The sequence below is a fragment of the Streptomyces sp. SAS_272 genome (genome assembly GCF_052543235.1).
Genome location: NZ_JBMNDR010000129.1, coordinates 1 through 16,876, shown reverse-complemented (window position 1 = coordinate 16,876; position 16,876 = coordinate 1). Strand labels below are relative to the sequence as shown.

20 protein-coding genes and 2 pseudogenes are annotated in these 16,876 nt (G+C 69.6%); 10 read left to right on the top strand and 12 right to left on the bottom strand.

Features of this window, described 5'->3' with window-relative positions; translation table 11 throughout:
* The first annotated feature begins 209 nt into the window (after nucleotides 1-209).
* Nucleotides 210-545 (top strand): ANTAR domain-containing protein, encoded by a 336-nt coding sequence (locus ACN6LD_RS39390; RefSeq protein WP_445045655.1) that lies wholly within the window; start codon nucleotides 210-212, stop codon nucleotides 543-545.
* 5 nt (nucleotides 546-550) lie between these two features.
* On the opposite strand, the gene ACN6LD_RS39385 is transcribed toward ACN6LD_RS39390, so the two are convergent.
* Nucleotides 551-916, bottom strand: coding sequence for an STAS domain-containing protein (locus tag ACN6LD_RS39385; protein ID WP_445045654.1), 366 nt, complete (start codon nucleotides 914-916; stop codon nucleotides 551-553).
* Between the two features lie 188 nt (nucleotides 917-1,104).
* Between ACN6LD_RS39385 and ACN6LD_RS39380 the strand changes: the two genes are divergently transcribed.
* Nucleotides 1,105-1,584: an ATP-binding protein gene (locus tag ACN6LD_RS39380; protein ID WP_445045653.1), complete on the top strand. Its 480-nt coding sequence runs from the start codon at nucleotides 1,105-1,107 to the stop codon at nucleotides 1,582-1,584.
* Nucleotides 1,585-2,401: 817 nt separating this feature from the next.
* Here the strand turns inward: ACN6LD_RS39380 and ACN6LD_RS39375 are convergent.
* Nucleotides 2,402-3,313 (bottom strand): alpha/beta fold hydrolase, encoded by a 912-nt coding sequence (locus ACN6LD_RS39375; protein ID WP_319195103.1) that lies wholly within the window; start codon nucleotides 3,311-3,313, stop codon nucleotides 2,402-2,404.
* Nucleotides 3,314-4,272: 959 nt separating this feature from the next.
* On the opposite strand from ACN6LD_RS39375, the gene ACN6LD_RS39370 reads away from it, so the two are divergent.
* Nucleotides 4,273-4,470: an integrase gene (locus ACN6LD_RS39370; RefSeq protein WP_445045652.1), complete on the top strand. Its 198-nt coding sequence runs from the start codon at nucleotides 4,273-4,275 to the stop codon at nucleotides 4,468-4,470.
* Nucleotides 4,471-4,555: 85 nt separating this feature from the next.
* On the opposite strand, the gene ACN6LD_RS39365 is transcribed toward ACN6LD_RS39370, so the two are convergent.
* From ACN6LD_RS39365 to ACN6LD_RS39350, 4 genes are all read right to left on the bottom strand, one after another.
* Nucleotides 4,556-5,245 (bottom strand): response regulator transcription factor, encoded by a 690-nt coding sequence (locus ACN6LD_RS39365; RefSeq protein ID WP_319195101.1) that lies wholly within the window; start codon nucleotides 5,243-5,245, stop codon nucleotides 4,556-4,558.
* Nucleotides 5,242-6,474 carry a sensor histidine kinase gene (locus ACN6LD_RS39360; protein ID WP_319195099.1) on the bottom strand — a complete coding sequence of 411 codons (1,233 nt, stop codon included), beginning with the start codon at nucleotides 6,472-6,474 and terminating at the stop codon, nucleotides 5,242-5,244. Before ACN6LD_RS39360 ends, ACN6LD_RS39365 begins: the two co-directional genes overlap by 4 nt.
* Before the next feature lie 90 nt (nucleotides 6,475-6,564).
* Nucleotides 6,565-7,152, bottom strand: a complete 588-nt coding sequence (locus ACN6LD_RS39355; RefSeq protein WP_319195098.1) for a hypothetical protein — start codon at nucleotides 7,150-7,152, stop codon at nucleotides 6,565-6,567.
* 163 nt (nucleotides 7,153-7,315) lie between these two features.
* On the bottom strand, nucleotides 7,316-7,789 hold the full coding sequence (locus ACN6LD_RS39350) for a Ku protein (protein ID WP_445045651.1): 474 nt from the start codon (nucleotides 7,787-7,789) through the stop codon (nucleotides 7,316-7,318).
* Between the two features lie 17 nt (nucleotides 7,790-7,806).
* Here ACN6LD_RS39350 and ACN6LD_RS39345 point away from each other — a divergent pair.
* Nucleotides 7,807-8,259 (top strand): annotated as a pseudogene (locus ACN6LD_RS39345) (transposase); the annotation flags it as partial.
* Between the two features lie 250 nt (nucleotides 8,260-8,509).
* Here the strand turns inward: ACN6LD_RS39345 and ACN6LD_RS39340 are convergent.
* Genes ACN6LD_RS39340 through ACN6LD_RS39330 form a run of 3 tightly spaced genes read right to left on the bottom strand, consistent with a single transcriptional unit; the run spans nucleotide 8,510 to nucleotide 9,989 of the window.
* On the bottom strand, nucleotides 8,510-8,653 hold the full coding sequence (locus ACN6LD_RS39340) for a hypothetical protein (protein ID WP_319195094.1): 144 nt from the start codon (nucleotides 8,651-8,653) through the stop codon (nucleotides 8,510-8,512).
* Between the two features lie 29 nt (nucleotides 8,654-8,682).
* The gene (locus tag ACN6LD_RS39335; protein ID WP_319195092.1) at nucleotides 8,683-9,615 is read right to left on the bottom strand and encodes a M48 family metalloprotease; all 933 of its coding nucleotides are present in this window, start codon (nucleotides 9,613-9,615) and stop codon (nucleotides 8,683-8,685) included.
* Nucleotides 9,612-9,989: a BlaI/MecI/CopY family transcriptional regulator gene (locus tag ACN6LD_RS39330; RefSeq protein ID WP_319195090.1), complete on the bottom strand. Its 378-nt coding sequence runs from the start codon at nucleotides 9,987-9,989 to the stop codon at nucleotides 9,612-9,614. The genes ACN6LD_RS39335 and ACN6LD_RS39330 overlap by 4 nt, the downstream gene beginning before the upstream one ends.
* A 116-nt stretch (nucleotides 9,990-10,105) precedes the next feature.
* On the opposite strand from ACN6LD_RS39330, the gene ACN6LD_RS39325 reads away from it, so the two are divergent.
* Genes ACN6LD_RS39325 through ACN6LD_RS39300 form a run of 6 tightly spaced genes read left to right on the top strand, consistent with a single transcriptional unit; the run spans nucleotide 10,106 to nucleotide 14,092 of the window.
* Entirely contained in the window at nucleotides 10,106-10,774 is a 669-nt protein-coding gene (locus ACN6LD_RS39325) for a DedA family protein (RefSeq protein ID WP_319195089.1), read from the top strand.
* Nucleotides 10,771-11,376: a phosphatase PAP2 family protein gene (locus ACN6LD_RS39320; protein WP_319195088.1), complete on the top strand. Its 606-nt coding sequence runs from the start codon at nucleotides 10,771-10,773 to the stop codon at nucleotides 11,374-11,376. Before ACN6LD_RS39325 ends, ACN6LD_RS39320 begins: the two co-directional genes overlap by 4 nt.
* Entirely contained in the window at nucleotides 11,373-12,101 is a 729-nt protein-coding gene (locus ACN6LD_RS39315) for a phosphatase PAP2 family protein (protein ID WP_445045650.1), read from the top strand. Before ACN6LD_RS39320 ends, ACN6LD_RS39315 begins: the two co-directional genes overlap by 4 nt.
* On the top strand, nucleotides 12,055-12,717 hold the full coding sequence (locus ACN6LD_RS39310; protein ID WP_319195085.1) for a response regulator transcription factor: 663 nt from the start codon (nucleotides 12,055-12,057) through the stop codon (nucleotides 12,715-12,717). Before ACN6LD_RS39315 ends, ACN6LD_RS39310 begins: the two co-directional genes overlap by 47 nt.
* Nucleotides 12,714-13,223 carry a hypothetical protein gene (locus ACN6LD_RS39305; RefSeq protein ID WP_445045649.1) on the top strand — a complete coding sequence of 170 codons (510 nt, stop codon included), beginning with the start codon at nucleotides 12,714-12,716 and terminating at the stop codon, nucleotides 13,221-13,223. Before ACN6LD_RS39310 ends, ACN6LD_RS39305 begins: the two co-directional genes overlap by 4 nt.
* Nucleotides 13,169-14,092 (top strand): sensor histidine kinase, encoded by a 924-nt coding sequence (locus ACN6LD_RS39300; RefSeq protein WP_445045648.1) that lies wholly within the window; start codon nucleotides 13,169-13,171, stop codon nucleotides 14,090-14,092. Before ACN6LD_RS39305 ends, ACN6LD_RS39300 begins: the two co-directional genes overlap by 55 nt.
* A 6-nt stretch (nucleotides 14,093-14,098) precedes the next feature.
* Here ACN6LD_RS39300 and ACN6LD_RS39295 read toward each other — a convergent pair whose 3' ends face one another.
* The 3 genes and pseudogenes from ACN6LD_RS39295 to ACN6LD_RS39285 all read right to left on the bottom strand — a co-directional run.
* Entirely contained in the window at nucleotides 14,099-14,785 is a 687-nt protein-coding gene (locus ACN6LD_RS39295) for a COG4705 family protein (protein WP_445045647.1), read from the bottom strand.
* Between the two features lie 344 nt (nucleotides 14,786-15,129).
* Nucleotides 15,130-15,969, bottom strand: a complete 840-nt coding sequence (locus ACN6LD_RS39290) for a COG4705 family protein (RefSeq protein ID WP_319195081.1) — start codon at nucleotides 15,967-15,969, stop codon at nucleotides 15,130-15,132.
* 266 nt (nucleotides 15,970-16,235) lie between these two features.
* Nucleotides 16,236-16,733 (bottom strand): annotated as a pseudogene (locus ACN6LD_RS39285) (sigma-70 family RNA polymerase sigma factor); the annotation flags it as partial.
* Between the last annotated feature and the right edge of the window lie 143 nt (nucleotides 16,734-16,876).

Genomic DNA, 16,876 nt, shown 5'->3' with positions numbered 1-16,876 from the left:
CGAACCGAACTCCACGACGCCCTCGTCTCCCTGGCCTGCAGCCTCATCTGCTGGAGACGCCTCAAGAAGGCACGCACATGATCGTGTTACGAGCTCTTAGTCCGTGGAGAACGCCTTCCTTCTGCCGGTGTGGCGAGGAGGGGGTTTTCTGTGGCTTCGGGAGCGGGCAGGCGTACGGAAAACTGTTGCCCCTGAAAGGAGAGCCGGCCGTGAGGCCCCAGCGTGTGCAGCGTTCCGTGTCCGTGGACGACGGTGATGAGGAGCTGGCCCGTCTGGAGGCGGAGAACGCCCAGCTACGACACGCGGTCAGCTCCCATGCCACGGTCGATCAGGCCATCGGTGTTCTCGTCGCGGTCCACAAGATCGCGCCTGTGGCGGGGTTCGTGGTGCTGCGGGAGGTCTCGCAGCACACCAACCTCAAGCTGCACACAGTCGCCGAGGCGATGATCGGCTGGGCTCTGAGCGAGCCGCTGCCGGAGCCCGTGGGGCAGGCGCTCGGGGCGGCGCTCCAGCGGTCGGGCCGTGCCGACGGCCCATGGGACTGACTCGGTCAGTCGGCCAGGGCCTGTTCGACGGTGGGGAGACAGGCGATGAGGGTGTCTATGCCGACCAGCTGCAGCACGTGCAGGACGGGCTCCTGCGCCCCCGCGATGCGGACCCATCCGCCTGACCCGCTCACCCGCCGGTGAGTGCGGACGAAGACGTTGATGCCGCTGGAGTCCATGAAGGTGACCTCGCTGAGGTCCGCGACGATCCGCTCCGGAGCGACGCCCCGCTCGCCGCGCAGGGCTGCGCCGAGCCGCTCCTTGACGTCATGATCGATCTCGCCCCGCAGGGCGACCACACGGACCCCCTCCACCATGCGGTCCTCGGCATGAAACCGGGCCGGCAGGTCCGCATTCTCGATGTGGCTCACCGTCTCCTCGCCTACGTTCAAGCCCACGGCGTGGGGCCGCGAAGTCGATTCTGCCCCGTCCCCGCAGGCGGATGCACGGGTGGGCGAGCCTACAATTCGCAAGCTTTGCCGCAGCGGCCCCCAGGGACATGCACGGCGGGAAACGGGTACTGGGCGCGGGCGGGCGGGAAGCGAGGACGACGGGGGCAGTGGGATCTCAAGCCGACGACGGCGGCTGTAGCGGGCCGGACGAATACCTGATGCGGGCCGGCTACGCCCTGACCGGGGACGGCGGCTGCATCGCCGACGCCCGCCACCACGCCGCCTTCCTCGACCAGGCCCACGCCGCTCACCACCTGTCCGTGACGGCCCGCGCGAGAGACCTCACGCAGCTGGTCGTCAGCGAACTGGTCACCAACGCCCGCAAATACGCTCCCGGCCCGGTCCTGATGGAACTGCGCGTCAGCGCCCGCGCCGTGGACGTCGTCGTGTGGGACAGCGACCCCACGGTCCCCGGCGCCCGCAGCGCCGATCCCGGCAGGGTCGGTCAGCACGGCCTGGAGATCGTCAAGGCGGTCAGCGAGGAACTGTTCATGAAGCAGGAACCGGTCGCAAAGCGCATCACGGCCCGCATCGCCCTGTCCGACACACGCACAGACACTGGCCTGCCGCCCGTCCCGCTTCCGTAGCGGCCCACCCCGCAGGGCCCATAGGCGATCAAGGAGGAGGGGCCCGGCCCAGGCCGCTGTCCGGGGCAAAATGAGGTGGCCGGCACCCTCCCCCGCCCGACTGACAGCCCGCAACACCCGCCCACGGCGCGCCACCAGGAGCACACCTGCGGCCGCGCGCCGTACGTCATCTGACAGACGTACAGCCGCGAGCACGATGAGCCTGTTTCCAAACCTCAAAGCGTCACAAGAAGGCGTCACACCGTGACGCCTTCTGAACGCGAAGCTCTCTGGCCATAAGCCCGCGTACGGCACTTTGAATGAGCAGTACACGGCGTCTACCCGCTTACGGTTGCCGCCCGTGGCCTCGCCGGTGAACCACCAGCCCTTGCAGACCGGGCACCGCTTTTGGGGCCGGTCGTACGGACGGCCCTCGCGAAGAGCCGCGGCGAACTCCACGTCGCTGCGCCACCACTCATCACGCTCTCGCTTCCATCGCCATGCCTTCGTGCGGCAGGCCGCTGAGCAGTGAGCCTCCGCCAACTTGAAGTCGCAGGTCAAATGGCTGGTGTGACAGTCTTTCGGGGTACTCACGCTGGTCGTGGGCGGCTGCCTATCGTGTAGATCATTTGTCAGACGTTCGCTTGAGGTCCGTCGGGCAGGAGGTGGCCGTCGCTCGCTGACCGACGGACTGGCCACAGCCCTGCGGGTGCGACCACAGTGTGAGCATCTCGAATTCCGCAACCACCAGGCCGTGACCAGCAGCTTCACGAGGCGCTCTGCTGACTATTCGTGGAGGACCCCACTGTGGACCTGCGGGAAGACCGGATCCCGGCGGTCAGTGGTGTGCGGCGAACGCGGCTTCGATTTCCTTGAGCACGAGGTCGGGACGGTCCGTCGGCACCTCATGGGAAGTGCCCTTGGCGGTGACGAGCGTCCGGTTCGGTGCCTCCTGGGCGAACGAGGCGGCGGCGTCACGCCAGCGCTGGGCGTCCTCGGGAGACCCGGCGAACGGAGTCTTCTCCGAAACCATCACTGTCGCCGGCACCGAGTCCGGCCACACCACCTTATGGAATGCCTGGTGTGCTGCGGCGAAACCCTCCGCGGTGGAGATGAGCTGGCGGTTGTCCGGCTTCTCGGGATCCTTCTTCGCCGCGTCGACCTCCGGCTGAGTCCCGGCTACGAGACGGGGGATCTCCTCGTCCGTGAAGAACTGCGGGAGGTTGGCGTCGACCAGCACCGCACCGGACAGCAGCTCCGGGTTGTCCTGGGCGAGGTAATTCGCGATCTCACCGGCCTGGGAGTGGGACACCAGGGTCACGTCCTTGGTGACGCCCAGTTTCTTGAGCCCCGCCCTGAGGTCACTGACGGCGCTCTCGACCTTCCACGCGCCGCTCACCACGTCGCTCTTGCCGAGACCGGCCCGGTCGTACGTGATGACGGTGGCACCGGTGGCCGCGTGCACCTTGGGAGCGATGTCCTTCCACTGCGAGGAGTACTCACCGCCGCCCGAGTCCAGGACGATGGTCGAGCCGTTGCCTTGTGTGACGTAGAAGGCCAGACGATGACCACCGTTGTCGACCATGTGCAGCTTGGCTTCGGCCGCCTTGGCGGATCCCGGGGAGGCGGCCGAGGTGGCGGACGACGAGGCCGTGGGGCTCGGGGCGTTGTCGCCGCAGGCTGTGACGCCGCCGGCGGCCAGGGCCAGCAAGGCGAGGGAGGACAGAACGCGGTACGTGGAACGGCTCATACGGGGGGTGTGGGACACGAGTGATCCTTCGACGGCTTGAGGGCGCTGTGGTACCTGTCCGATGATTCGGGAACCTGACTGCCCACAGAATCCGGCCGGCACGTCTATAGGTGGTGCGGTTGATGCCAGCGTGCGTGGTGGGGTTAACCCCCGGGACCAACTACTCAGCAGTGTTCATCACGTGGCTGCTGATCACAGAGCTGGTGTTTGCGGGGATCAGGACGCTCGTGCTGGTTGTGGTCGGGGATCCGCGGAGAAGATTGCCTGTCAGCGGTTGACTTCGAGATTTGTCAGGACAAGTAGGGCACGCAGGAGGCGGGTCGCGCGGGCGGGGTCGGTACGGAGCTTGGTGAGAATCCGCCAGTTCTTGCGCTGGTCCATCCGCAAACTCGCGGCCTACCTGCGGAAAGTGCACGGCCGCGTGATCCGGTCGGCCGCGAAGCGTTACGGTGCCTGCTCGCCCGCCGCGGCATCACCTTCCAGCGCACCAAGACGTGGAAGGAGTCGCCCGACCCTGAGCGCGAGGCCAAGCTCGACCGGATCGAACAGGTCTTGGAGCAGTTCCCGGACCGGGTGTTCGCATTCGACGAGTTCGGGCCGCCCGGTATCCGGCCCGCCGCCGGGTCGTGCTGGGCCGAGCAGGGACATCCTGAGCGGCACCCCGCGACCTATCACCGCATGCACGGGGTGCGCTACTTCCACGGCTGCTATTCGGTCGGCGACGACAAGTTGCGGGGCGTCAATCGCAGGAAGAAGAGCGCCGCGAACACCCTGGCCGCGCTGAGGTCGACCCGGGTGGCCAGCCCGGACGGCGCTCCGATCTACGTGATCCTGGACAACCTGTCTGCGCACACAAGGGCGAGACGATCCGGCGCTGGGCGAAGAAGAACCGGGGCGAGCTGTGCTTCACGCCGACCTACGCGTCTTGGGCCAACCCGATCGAGGTGCACTTCGGGCCGTTGCGGCAGTTCACCGTCGCCAACTCCAACCACCTCAATCACACCGCGCAGACCCAAGCCCTGCACGCGTATCTGCGCTGGCGTAAGGCCAACGCCCGCCACCCCGAGGTCCTCGCTGCCCAGCGTCGCGAACGTGCCCGCATCCGCAGCGAGAAGGGCATCCGCTGGGGCGGGCGCCCCCTCGCCGCCGCGGCCTGAAGAACCCGGCGAGCTGTGTCCTGGACGGGCGAAGCTGCCTCAGGGGGCAATGAGTTGATCTTGAAGCTCTGAAGGGCCCGGCCCGTCACCCGTTCCGCTGGGCTGGATCCTCCTCGGCGCGGATCCCATGCCGATGTGCGTACACAATGGCCTGCGGGCGGTCGCGGCTGCCGGTCTTGGCGAAGATCTGATGGATATGGGTCTTCACCGTGGAGCGGCTCAGGTACAGCCTGGCGGCGATCTCCGCGTTGGACAGGCCTTGCGCGATCAGGCCGAGCACCTGGGCCTCGCGTTCGGTGAGGCCGTCGGGGAGGGCTGCGTTCTTCGCGGTGTGTCCCGGGTCTGTGCGGCGGCTTGCGTGGATCAGGCGGGCGGCGGCGAGCGGGTCGAGCATGGCGTGGCCGCTGGCGGCGGCCTCGATGGCGCGGTGGATGTCCGCGGCGGAGGCGTTCTTGGTCAGGTAGCCGGTGGCGCCGGCTTCGAGTGCGGCGAGGATGGAGTCGTCGTCGGTATAGGTGGTGAGGACCACGACGGCCGTGGCCGGACGTTCGGCCTTGAGCCGGCGCGTGGCCTCGACGCCGTCGGTGCCGGGCATGTGAAGGTCCATCAGGACCACGTCGGCCTCGTGCCGGGCGGCGAGATCGACGGCCTGCGCGCCGTCCGCGGCCAATCCGGCGACGTGCACCCCGTCGACGGCGCCGAGGATGGTGGCCAGGCCCTCGCGGACGACCCGATGGTCGTCGGCGATGATCACGGAGATCGGTGTGGGGCTCATCGGTCGCTCCCGTCGCTGAGGTTCCCCAGGTTGCCCAGGTCGTCCCGTCGGTAGGGGATGCGTGCGGCGACCCGCCATCCGCCATCGGACGTGGGGCCGGCCTGGAGATCACCGCCTGCCTGCTGGATGCGTTCCCTCATGCCCTGGAGCCCGAACCCGCCGCCGCTCGCGCGCAATGCCGCGGGTGCGTCCGGGGCGGGGGCGGGTCTGGTATTGCCGACCTGTACGGTCACGTCCTGCAAACCGAAGCCGACCAGGACCTTCACCTGCGTGCCGGGGGCGTGTTTGGCGGCGTTGGTCAGTGCTTCCTGGGCGAGCCGGTAGAGCGCGAGCGTGGTGTCGGCGTCCAGCTCCTGCCGGCTACCGTCCAGTTCGAGTTCTGCCTGGTGGAGTTCGCAGAGCCGTTCGAGCTGCGCGGCCAGCGGCGTGGCCTCGCCGCGCAGCGCGCGGACGGCTTGGCGTGCCTCGTCCAGGCCCGTGGTGACCAGCTCGTGGCCAAGCTCGATCTGTGTGATGAGCTTCTCGCGCGGTGCGTCGGTGCGGGCAAGGGTGTCGATCGCGGTGAGCTGGATCGACAGGGCGCCGAGGGTGTGGGCGAGCACGTCATGCAGGTCGCGGCCGAGCCGGTTGCGCTCACTGGCGAGTTCCGCCTCGGCCCGGGCGAGCTCGGTACGCCGGCGTTCCGTGGCGACCAGCGTGCTGTGCCGGGCACGCTGGTCGGTCTCGCGTCGGCTCGCACCGGCCACCAGTCCGGCGAGGGCCACCGCGGCGGTGCTCAACAGGCGTCCGGGAAACGGCCCGTGGGGGATCGCCGCGAGGCAGTAGGCGACGGGACCGGCGGTGGACAGCACGAGGGCGGCGACCGGATCGAACGCGACGGCGGCCAGGCTCGCCGCCACGCCGGTGAAGATCAGCCCATTGGGGTCGGTGACCGCGAGCACCGCCCCGGCCGCGCACATCACCGCGGCGAGCGCGGCCACGTGCGCACCCCGGGTGCCTGCGGTCAGCAGGGTGCTGGCGATCAGGACGAGCCAGGCCAGCGCGGCAACGGCCAGGGCGACGGGTACCACGACCCCCGGGTCGGCGGGGAGCGTGGCGACGTTGATCCAGACCGACACGCCCAGCCCCACCAGCATGGCCGCGGCACGCGCCCGCGGGTCGGGGATCATGCCGCTCAGCCCGATCCCGGGATGGTCCGCGGCCGGGCTGAATCTGCTAGTGATACTCATCGGTCCGGATTATCTCAGGACGGTGTGCCTGAAGAGCGGCCCGCAGCGCACGGACAGCGCAGACGATCAGGGTGAGCAGCGGCAGGAGGATCAACGTGCACCTCCCGTCGCATGCGCGGCGCCCATGACCGCGCCGGCCTGGGCCATGCGCGCTCGGCCTCGCACCCACAGCCCCAGGCTGCGGAACAGACTCATGCCCACGGACAGGAAGATGAAGCCATTCGTCAGACCGGTGGCGCTCAGGTGGTGGTTGGTCAGGAACACGCCGAGCCCCACCGGAAAGACGTGCTGGGCGCCGTAGGCGAAGCCGAGCCGGGCGGCGGTCACGGCGATCCAGACCGCCGCGTAACCAGCCCCCGAGCGGCTGACCGCGGCGGGGCTGCCGGGGGTGGGCGAGGTGCGCGGCCAACGGCGTCGCCAACCCGGGTGGTAGTCGACGGACACCAGCAGCGGGCAGACCGAGAACAGCCCGAGCGCCGCCCCGGCCAGCGCGCCGGCGCCCTGCAGCAGCAGGTCGTTTTCACCGGTGGGCAGCGAGGTGAAGAAGAACGGCACGATGACGGCGACGCCGACGATCGGCCGTCCCACCCGGAACCAGCCGATCTTGCGGCGGCCGAGATCGGACTCGAGCAGCACGGCCAGAAGCGCCAGCTGCATGATCACGATGTTCGCTGTCATGCACCCACCCTCGCCGCGACGCCCGGCCCTGCCATCGGCCTCCGGGCCGGTCACCGGGTGGAGATGCGGGGGCGGGGGGTGGAGACCACGGTCCGCCCCCTTCTACCGACGGCCGCCTGTGGCATCGATCCACCCGGTCATCGCGTTTGCGTCCAGACCTCGATCAGGTCCTCGGGCTCCCACTCCTGGCGCATTCCAGGACCTCGCCTGGCTCCTTCGGTTCCGGCGCCTCGGGCAGCGGCTTGTCCTCCCGCTTGGCCTCGATGATCTTCGCGACGGCCTCGGTGTAGGAGTCGCGGAACTCCTCCCCCGCCAGGTCCTCGCGGGCCATGGTCTCCATCAGTGCCAGCGCGCCCTCGATCTCGTCCTCGGACAGCTCCACCGCCGGCGGGAGCAGCTCGGCGGGGTCGCGGATCTCGTCCGGCCAGCCCATCCCGTGCAAAACGATCGCGTCCTCGCGCACCCGCAGCAGACCCAGGCGCTCGCGGCCCGACCACGCGTACTTGGCGACCGCGACCTTCGCCGACCGCGCCAGGGCCAGGCGCAGCAGCTTGTAGGGCTTGGCTGCGACCTGCCCGGCGGGCTGCAGGTAGTAGCCCTCCGCGATGCGGATCGGGTCCACCGACTCCAAGGGCACGAACGCCTCGATCTCCTCTGCTGCGGAACTCTTTCCGCTATACCGCCCGCCAGGACTGGGACAAGATCGCGCGTCTGCTCAAGCCCGTCTACACCGCTGCGACCGAGGAGGCCGCCCTGGACCGATTCGCCGAGTTCGCCGCTGCCTGGGGCAGGAAGTATCCGGCGATCGTGAAACTGTGGGTGAACGCCTGGGAGGAGTTCACCCCCTTCCTGCGGTTCGACACTGAGATCCGGCGCATCGTCTGCACCACCAACGCGATCGAATCGGTCAACGCTCGCATCCGGCGAGCGGTCAAAGCCCGGGGACACTTGCCCAACGAGCAGGCCGCGTTGAAGTGCGTCTACATGGCGATCATGTCCCTCGATCCCACCGGCAAGGGCCAGGCCCGCTGGACCATGCGCTGGAAGACCGCACTGAACGCTTTCGACATCACCTTCGACGGCCGCCTCTCGGCAGCCAGGCAGTAACCCTCACTACCCCAGTTACACCACTCGTTTGACAGACCCCATCCCGCCAGCAAGGTCAGTAGTGGTGAGCACAGCCTCCTGCGCACGGGCGGAAGTTGCAACTCAGGCTAAGGCGACCCCTGTGACTTCCCTGACGCTCACCGGGGGGTCTTCGTGTGTGCGCTGAGGTCAGCGCGGCCTCCCGTGTCGTCGTGCTCTTCGCCGACTGGGAGCGGTCGACGGTCGTCCCCTGGGCCCTCGCTGCAGAGGATCACGGAGAATGCCGGCTCGGTCTGGGTGCGGTGAAGCCGTTGCCGTACACCGTCTCGGAGACGACCACCTCTTGGGCGTCGGCGGGCTTGGAGTCGCCGAAGGCGACCACGAATGCGGCGAGGACCGCGGGTGGGGCGGCCAAGACCGCGGGGCAGCCGGGTACGGGAACGATCAGCGGGGCTCTTCGCCCTGAGCGACCTCGACGTCATGGTGGAAGGCGAGGGCGCCGGTCGTCGCGGCGGTGGCCGACAGGACCGCGCAGGCGGCGAGGAGGAGGACGGCCCAGCACACCGACCGCCGAGCGTGTCCCGCGGGAGCGGCGAGGAGCGCCGCGACGCGCCGGGGAACAGGACCGGTGGTCGCGGCGGGGGCGAAGTCCGGGCGGGCGGAGCGCGCGGTCTGGCCGGCGAGGGCGGCACGGGCGATGGCCCGGGCCAGCAGGCGGCGATCACCCACGGCGGTGGCGGCGGCTTCGTCGGCGGCGCGTTCCGCGGCCAGCCTGATGGCGGCGCGTGCCGGACGCAGTGCGGGGTGGCAGTGGGCGGCGAGTTCGGCGGCGGCCAGGAAGTAGTGGTGGCCGCCCTGGTTGTGGGCTCGCTCGTGGGCGAAGAGGGCCTCGCGCTCGTCCGGACCGAGGCTGCGCAGCATGGCGGTGGTGACGACGATGCGGTGCGGGCGGCCGGGCAGGGCGTACGCGTCCGGCTCGGGCGAGTCGACCACACACAGGTCGCCCGCGGCGGGCCGCCGGCCGGCCTCGGCACGGGCGGTGCGGAAGGCGCGCGTCTGGCGCAGGGCCGAACGGGCGAGGGTCCAGACGCCGATGGTGAGCAGGCCGGTGGCGATCGCGGCCACGGGCAGGACCAGGTGGTCCGACGGCGTGCGCAGGGGGTGAACGAGTTCACCGAGCGCCGCGAACGGCGGCAGTTTGAGCAGTCCGGTCAGAACGAGGGAGCCCAGGGCGGCCACACAGGCACCCGCCAGCACCAGGCCAGCGGCGGTGAGCGCCCACAGAGCGGTGACGGGGGCCAGCCGGTCGAGGGCTCGCCCGGCGAGCAGCGGCATCACGAAGGGCAGCAGGAGCGGGATCAGCAGCAGGGTCGTCATCGATCCTCGGCCTCCAGCAGTTGGCGCAGCAACTGTTCGTCGTCCGGATTGAGCTGGGCGACGAAGCGGGCCAGGACGGTCTCGCGGTCGCTGGCGCGGTCGCGGTCGAGTTCGGTGTGCATGCGCCGGGCGGTGAGGCCCGGGGCATCCTGCACGGGGTGGTAGGCATAGCCGCGCCCCTGCTGACGGCGGTCGACGACACCCTTGTCGTACAGCCGGGACAGGATCGTCGTCACCGTCGTGCGGGCGAGGTCGGAGGCGAGTTCGGACTGCACCTCACCCGGAGTGAGAGCCGCGTCGGCTGCCCACAGGGCGGCCATGACGGCGGCCTCCAGTTCGCCGGCCGGTCGGCGTTCGTCCTTCGCGTCGGTCATGGGAACGATCCTCACCCCATCGTCGTCTACAGTTCAGTAGACCGTCTACAGAATTGTAGTCATGCGGGTGGCGTCTTCGTGTGCGCCCGCACATCCAGTATGGGAGGGCCGCGTTCATGACCGCGCACTTGTTCGCAGCCTCACAGCTCGCGGTGAATGTCCTGAGCGCGCAGTCCCTGCTGGCCGCCTTCGGTGTGCTGGGAGTCGGCGCGGTGATGTTCGCGGAAACCGGGCTGCTGATCGGTTTCTTCCTGCCCGGCGACTCGCTGCTGTTCACCGCTGGGCTGCTGTGCACGGGGAGCGGCCAGCACGGTGTGAAACTGTCGCTCGCCCCGCTGCTCGTGGCCGCGGCCGTGGGCGCCCTTGCTGGTGCGCAGTGCGGCTATCTGCTCGGCCGGAAAGCGGGAGGGGCTCTCCTCGCACGCAGCCGCTCGCCGCGCCTGCATGACGGTGCGCACCGGGCCGAGGAGTTGTTGGAGCGGTACGGGCATGCGAAGGCGATCGTGCTCGCGCGGTTCGTGCCAGTGGTACGCACGGTCCTGAATCCGATGGCGGGTGCGCTGGGTGTTCCGGCGCGGACCTTCACCGTGTGGCAGGTCGTCGGCGGTCTCGTGTGGAGTCTGGGGCTGACGCTGGGCGGATACGCGCTGGGCTCCTCCGTCCCGAATGTGGATCGCTATCTGCTGCCCATGGTCGCCGTGATCGTGGCCGTGTCATTGATTCCGCTTGCCGCCGAGCTGTACCGCTCCCGCCGCGCGGCCAGGGCGAAGGAGGCACGCGGATGATCCTCGCCTTCGACGGCGCGCCGATCGACGGCTCCGCCTACACCGACGTAGTGGACCTCGCTCACCGCTCCCCTGGCTGGCTGGACGACGTCGTGGCGGCCTGGTCGACGTACGGACTGGCAGTGTTCGCGGCGCTGATGGCCGTGGCCTGGTGGCGGGCTCGGCGGGTGAGCGCCACGGCCGCGCTCATCGCACTGGCCGTTCCCGTGGTCGTCGTCGCGGCGTATGGGGTGGATGCGGTCCTGAAACTTGTGGTGCGCGAGGACCGGCCCTGTCAGAGACTGCGCGTGGCCACCCTGGAGGCGTGTCCGGCACCAGGTGACTGGTCCTTCCCCAGCAATCACGCGGCCATCGCCGCCGCAGCCGCGGTTGCCATGTTGTTCGTCTCGCGCCGGCTCGGTGCCGTCGCGGCCGTGGCCGCCTGCGCGATGGCGGTCTCGCGGGTCTGGGTCGGCGCGCACTATCCGCACGACGTCGCGGCCGGAGTTGTCGTGGGAGCCCTCTTCGCGGCGCTCGCGATGACCGCGTTGCGCCGCCGTCCGGATTCCCTGGTCCGGCGGATCACCGGCTCACGGCTGCGTCCGCTGGTACTGGCGTCATGAAGCGCGGCGACCTCCGCGAGCTGGCCGGCAGCGTCGGCGTGGGCGCGTGGACGGCGTTCGGCGTACTGACCATGACCGTGATCGGCGACGGCCGGCCACTGTACGGGGACGAGGACCTGCTCTCCTGGTGCGTCGGCCACCGCCCGGACGTGGCGGTGGCGCTGGCCCGCGGGCTGACCGCCACCGGAACCGGCGCCATCCCGTACGTCCTCTGCGTGCTGGCGGGGATCATCGCCGGGCGCACCGTGCGCCGACGGGCCGTCGCCGCCGCGCTCTGCCTCGTCTGCCTCGGCGCCGGGCAGGCGGCGCGGTACGGCGTGATGGCGCTCGTCGCCCGGCCCCGTCCCGCCCACGTCGAGTGGGCCACGCACGCCTCGGGGTGGGCGTTCCCCTCCGGCCATACCACCACAGCCGCCCTCACCGCAGGACTGCTCGTCATCGCCGTGCACATCCGCGCCCTGCGCGGCGGGATCCTGCTCGCTCTCGTCTTCGGCTGCTGGGGCGCGCTGGTCGGGCTCACCCGTGTCTACCTCGGGGTGCACTGGTTCACCGACGTCGTCGGCGGCTGGCTCTTCGCCATCGGCTGGCTGGGACTGTGCCTGTGCGCCGCCGCCTGGTGGCTGCCCGAGGGGTTCATCTCCAGTACGAGGGACACAGACCAAGAGGCTACGGAGGGCCATGCGTCGCAAGATCCTGGTCGTCGAGGACGATCACGCCCTGCGTGATGTGCTGCGTCGCGGCCTGCTCGACGAAAACTTCGACCCCGTGCCCGCTGCCGACGGCGCAACCGCCCTGCGGCTGGCCACCGACGACATCGCGGCCATCGTCCTGGACGTCGGGCTGCCCGACGCGGACGGCCGGGACGTCTGCCAGGCGCTGCGCGCGGGCGGGTTCGCCGCCCCGATCATCTTCCTGACGGCCCGCCATCACCTCACCGACCGGCTGTCCGGGTTCTCCGCCGGAGCCGACGACTACCTGCCCAAGCCGTTCCATCTCGCCGAACTCGTCGCCCGGCTGCGGGCCGCAATCAAACGGACCGCACCCGCGGCCGTGGCCACCGCCGGAGATTTAGTCCTGGACGCGACCCGGCACAGCGCGCAGGTCGGCGACGTCCACGTCGACCTGTCTCCCACGGAGTTCCGTCTGCTGGCCACGCTGATGGCCGCAGGCGGGACCCTCGTGTCCCGCCGCGACCTGGTCAGGGCCGCCTGGCCGGACGGCGCGCAGGTCAGCGACAACACCCTCGACCAGTATCTGAGCCGACTGCGCCGCAAGCTGCGCGAAGCGGGCAGCGGCCTCGGCCTCACCACGACACGCGGGATCGGGCACCGGCTGTCATGAACCGGCTCGCGCGCCGTCTGGCGCCCCGCACGCTGCGCGGTCGGCTCTCGCTCGTGGCGCTGACCACCGCCGCACTCCTGATGACCGTGCTGACCGTCGTGTTCAACACCGCGATGGACCGACACCTCCAGCACCAGGCCGACGACGAACTACGCAACCGCGCCGCCGCCGTCGCCACCACCGTCGATACCAGCGGGCCCCAAGTGCGGGTCCTGGAGACCGTCAACGACAGCCTGCTCGACACGAACGTGTGGATCTACACCGGGACACGGCTGCTGGAGAAACCACCGTCCGCCACGGCCGACAGTGCGCTGACCCGGGCCGCCGACCGGCTCGCCGCGCGGGGCAGGCCGGTCTGCGCGACCGTGCACACCGACAACCCCCGTTTTTCGTCCGCCTGTGCTCCCAGCCCGTGTCCGGCCGTCGCAGCACCGCCACCGTCATCACGGCCGTGGACCTCGCCCCTTACCGCAACTCCGCCGCCACCCTGCTGTCGGGCTCGCTGATCCTGGACGCCGTCATGCTCGCGTGCACCTACGCGCTGACGCGGCTGGCCGTCGGGCGGGCGCTGCGCCCCGTGCGCGCCATGACCGACCAGGCCACCCAGTGGAGCGCCGTCGGTTCCGACCAGCGTTTCGGCTCCGAGAACCAGCCGGCCGAACTGGCCCGCCTGGGCACCTCGTTGGACGCACTGCTGGACCGCATCCGCACCGTGCTGCGTCACGAGCAGCAGCTGACCGGGGAGTTGTCCCACGAACTGCGCACCCCGCTCACCCGGATCGTCGTCGCGCTCGACTGGTGGCGGGCCCGCCCGCGCTCGGCCGCCGAGACCGACGCCACCCACGAGGTGATCGCGGAGGCCGCCCAGTCCATGCGGACCATCTGCGACACGCTGTTGAACGACGCCCGCGAAGGCGCGCAGAACACCACCACGGCCGTCGGTGCCACCGCTGTCGCTCCCGTGCTGCGGCGGCTGGCCGAGGACCTCGACCCACGGGAACAACTCAAGACCGTCGTCGACGCACCGGACCAGCAGCTTGAGGCGGGCGTCGCCTCCGCTCTCCTCGAACGCATCGTCAGCCCTCTGCTGGCCAATGCCGTTCGCCATGCTGGCTCCACGGTGACCGTGTCCGCACGGCAGTTGCCTGGCGGCGTCCGCATCGACGTCACCGACGACGGTCCTGGCGTACCGGAGGAGTTCCTCGACGATCTCTTCCAGCCCGGCAGGCGCGCGGACCCCGGCGACGGGCACGACGGGGCGGGCCTGGGACTGCCGCTCGCGCGGCGCCTGGCCCGCGCCGTCGGCGGCGAGGTCTCCCACGACCCCGAGCACACACCCGGAGCACGCTTCCTGGTCGACCTGCCCGCCGGATGACGTGCTTCAGCCGGCCCGCCGGGCGACCGGCTCCGTCATCTGCGGTGTTCTGCGCTCCTGCACCTGCGCGTACGCCATCAGCCCGACCAGAACGGCCAGCAGCACGGCGGAAGATCCCGCGGTGCCGAGGTCCAGGCCGCCCTTAGTGACCGGCTTGGTCAGGAGGTCACCGGCGGTGGCTCCCAGGGGACGGGTGAGGACGAAGGCGATCCAGAACAGCAGCACGTTCGGCACGACCGGCACCGTCATCAGCAGGACGAGGACGGCCAGTACGCCCGTCACGAGCAGGGCGCCGCCGGCGTAGCCGAGACCGGAGCTGTCGGAGAGGAAGTCGCCCATGGAGGTGCCGAGGGTGTTGGAGACGAGGATCGCCGACCAGAACAGGGCTTCGCCGCGGAAGGTGACGATGTCGCAGATCTGGAAGGTCATCCCGGTCCTCTTCCAGACGCCGAAGATGACCAGCAGGATCGAGATGAGGATCCCGGCACCGGTCGGGTAGCCCATGCCAAGGCCCTGCGGACCCCAGCCGAGTGAAGTGGCGCCTCCCGAGAGGTACTTGGCCCCGGCGTCCCGGTTCATGAAGTCGGACATCGTGGTGCCGGCCATGCTGGTCGACAGGATCACGGTCCAGTAGAAGAACGGGTTGTAGCGGCTGGACCTGAGCTGGACGACCAGGGCCACCACGAAAAGCATGAACAGGGCGATCGTGGTGAGGAAGTAGCCAAAGTTTCAGGGTCTGTGCGAAGAGGTCACCGGCCGTCTCGCCGAGGGTGGTCGCGGCGATCTTCATGATCCAGAACGCAAGGGTGACCTCGGGGAGTTTCTTCATGACCGACTTGGTCGTGCTCGCGACGTCGAGGTCGGTGAGCATTTCCGGTTTCTGCAAGGTGGGGCTCCCATGCGGTCGAACAGCAGGGTGCCCGCCCGCGACGCGAACAGGCACCCTGCGCGATCGAGGAACTCCGTAGAGTGATCGCCGGAACGGACCTTGGCAGCGTTACCCTGAACGCATTCCTGAACGCCTGCAGCCTGCCTGCTCAGGCCGCGTGTCGGGCGGAGTGCTGCGGCTGCGCCACGTCCCTGCGGGTCACCGAGAGGTAGATGACCAGGCCGAGGATGACCGTGAGGAACAGCGCGCTGGTGATGACGGTGCCCAGGCCCAGGCCGCCGTCTCCGCTGGGCTGAGAGAGGTAGTCGCCGATGGACGCGCCGAGCGGACGGGTGAGGATGTAGGCGATCCAGAAGCTCCACACCGCGTCCAGACCGAGTTTGAAGTGCGCGAGGGCGACCGCTGCGATGGCCAGGCCGAACAAGACCGCGGAGAGCCAGTAGCCCAGGTCCATGCGCTCGGAGACCAGGTCACCGGCCGCAGTTCCGAGTGCGAAGGTGAACAGCACGGCGAGCCAGTAGTAGGACTCGCGGCTCGTGGTGTCGATGTGGTGGATGGACAGCGTCCGCTCCCGCCGGTACCAGACCACGAAGACGACCGCCAGGACAACCGCGAAGACGGTGGTGCTGGTCTCCAGCGGTACGCCCATGTTGTCTGTGAGATTGTCGCTGATCAGCGTGCCGACGACGCTGATCAGGGCGACGGCGAGCCAGTACACCCCCGCACGGTAGGCGGGGGTACGGAACTGCACCACCAGGACGACCGCCAGCAGGGCGCTCATGAGCACCGACACACCGGTCAAGCCGAGACCGGCCTTCTCGTTGAGCAGGTCGGCCGCGGTCTCGCCGACCGTCGTGCACAACACCTTGATGACCCAGAAGTAGACGGTGACTTCAGGCACCTTGTTCCATCCCAATCGGCGACCGGAGGGCGACACCTGGGGGTCGGCCGCCGAGGGCGTGGGCGTCTGTGAGGTCTCGTTTGTCATGAGGCCCGACCGTGCCACGGGATACCTGAACGCATCCTGACTGCCGTGCGTCACCGGCTGCCCCGGCCGCCTTGTTCCCGCACGGTCAGGAGAGTTGGATCACCGCCCACGGTCACGACCGTCGACGCGTTGTAGAGAGCTGTGGGTTGGTCGCCGTCGCCCTTGCCGGTCCAGACGGTGCTGCCCGCTTCCTCGCCTCCGGCGAGTCCTCTGCCGATCGATGCCACAGGCGCGGTGACGTCAGGTGGGGACGTCTGCGGGGGGGGTGCCGAGAAGCCCAGGACTTCCCGTAGGAGGAGGGTCGCGCGCTGCTTGGACGGCAGGTGCTGCAGTGCGGCGATGAATGCCAGGCGCACGGATTCGCCTGCTTCGGCTGCCTCTGCGGGGTTGGCCGGCGTGTGGGCCAGAGCAGCCGGGCACGGTTCGATCCACAGGCCGGCGTCCAGTGGAGGGCCTGGTGAGGCGGCACCGCCGGTCGGGGCGGAGAGGTCCATCGGGCGAGCCCGGCGCTTACCGGCGACGAGTGTGTCGAGGCAGACGTTGGTGGCGATGCGGTAGATCCACGACCGTAGTGACGACCGTTCCTCGAACCGGTCGAGGCCGCGCCACGCTCGGACCATGGTCTCCTGCACGGCATCTTCCGCATCGAAGACCGAACCCAGCATTCGATAGCAGTAGCCGATCAACTCGGTCCGGTGCGCCTCCAGCCGGAGAGCCGCCGATTCGTCACCGAGCCCGACAATGCCGACTTCCAGACTATTCATCCGTGTAGCTCTTCTGGAGGGAAGGGCTGAGCAGGGACAATGCTGAAACGCGCTGTGAAGGGGACCGACGGCGCTGAGCTCAGTGAACGCAGAACTCGTTGCCCTCCGGATCCTGCATCACGACGAAACAGGAGCCCGAGTCC

What these genes read in the sequence shown, in the direction of transcription:
- ACN6LD_RS39310 (WP_319195085.1), top strand. Translation starts at nt 12,055, where the DNA reads ATGCGTCGCAAGATCCTGGTCGTCGAGGACGATCACGCCCTGCGTGAT.
- ACN6LD_RS39325 (WP_319195089.1), top strand. Translation starts at nt 10,106, where the DNA reads ATGACCGCGCACTTGTTCGCAGCCTCACAGCTCGCGGTGAATGTCCTG.
- ACN6LD_RS39355 (WP_319195098.1), bottom strand. Translation starts at nt 7,152, where the DNA reads ATGACAGCGAACATCGTGATCATGCAGCTGGCGCTTCTGGCCGTGCTG.
- ACN6LD_RS39315 (WP_445045650.1), top strand. Translation starts at nt 11,373, where the DNA reads ATGAAGCGCGGCGACCTCCGCGAGCTGGCCGGCAGCGTCGGCGTGGGC.
- ACN6LD_RS39330 (WP_319195090.1), bottom strand. Translation starts at nt 9,989, where the DNA reads ATGACCGACGCGAAGGACGAACGCCGACCGGCCGGCGAACTGGAGGCC.
- ACN6LD_RS39295 (WP_445045647.1), bottom strand. Translation starts at nt 14,785, where the DNA reads ATGCTTTTCGTGGTGGCCCTGGTCGTCCAGCTCAGGTCCAGCCGCTAC.
- ACN6LD_RS39320 (WP_319195088.1), top strand. Translation starts at nt 10,771, where the DNA reads ATGATCCTCGCCTTCGACGGCGCGCCGATCGACGGCTCCGCCTACACC.
- ACN6LD_RS39375 (WP_319195103.1), bottom strand. Translation starts at nt 3,313, where the DNA reads ATGAGCCGTTCCACGTACCGCGTTCTGTCCTCCCTCGCCTTGCTGGCC.
- ACN6LD_RS39290 (WP_319195081.1), bottom strand. Translation starts at nt 15,969, where the DNA reads ATGACAAACGAGACCTCACAGACGCCCACGCCCTCGGCGGCCGACCCC.
- ACN6LD_RS39335 (WP_319195092.1), bottom strand. Translation starts at nt 9,615, where the DNA reads ATGACGACCCTGCTGCTGATCCCGCTCCTGCTGCCCTTCGTGATGCCG.
- ACN6LD_RS39365 (WP_319195101.1), bottom strand. Translation starts at nt 5,245, where the DNA reads ATGAGCCCCACACCGATCTCCGTGATCATCGCCGACGACCATCGGGTC.
- ACN6LD_RS39305 (WP_445045649.1), top strand. Translation starts at nt 12,714, where the DNA reads ATGAACCGGCTCGCGCGCCGTCTGGCGCCCCGCACGCTGCGCGGTCGG.
- ACN6LD_RS39360 (WP_319195099.1), bottom strand. Translation starts at nt 6,474, where the DNA reads ATGAGTATCACTAGCAGATTCAGCCCGGCCGCGGACCATCCCGGGATC.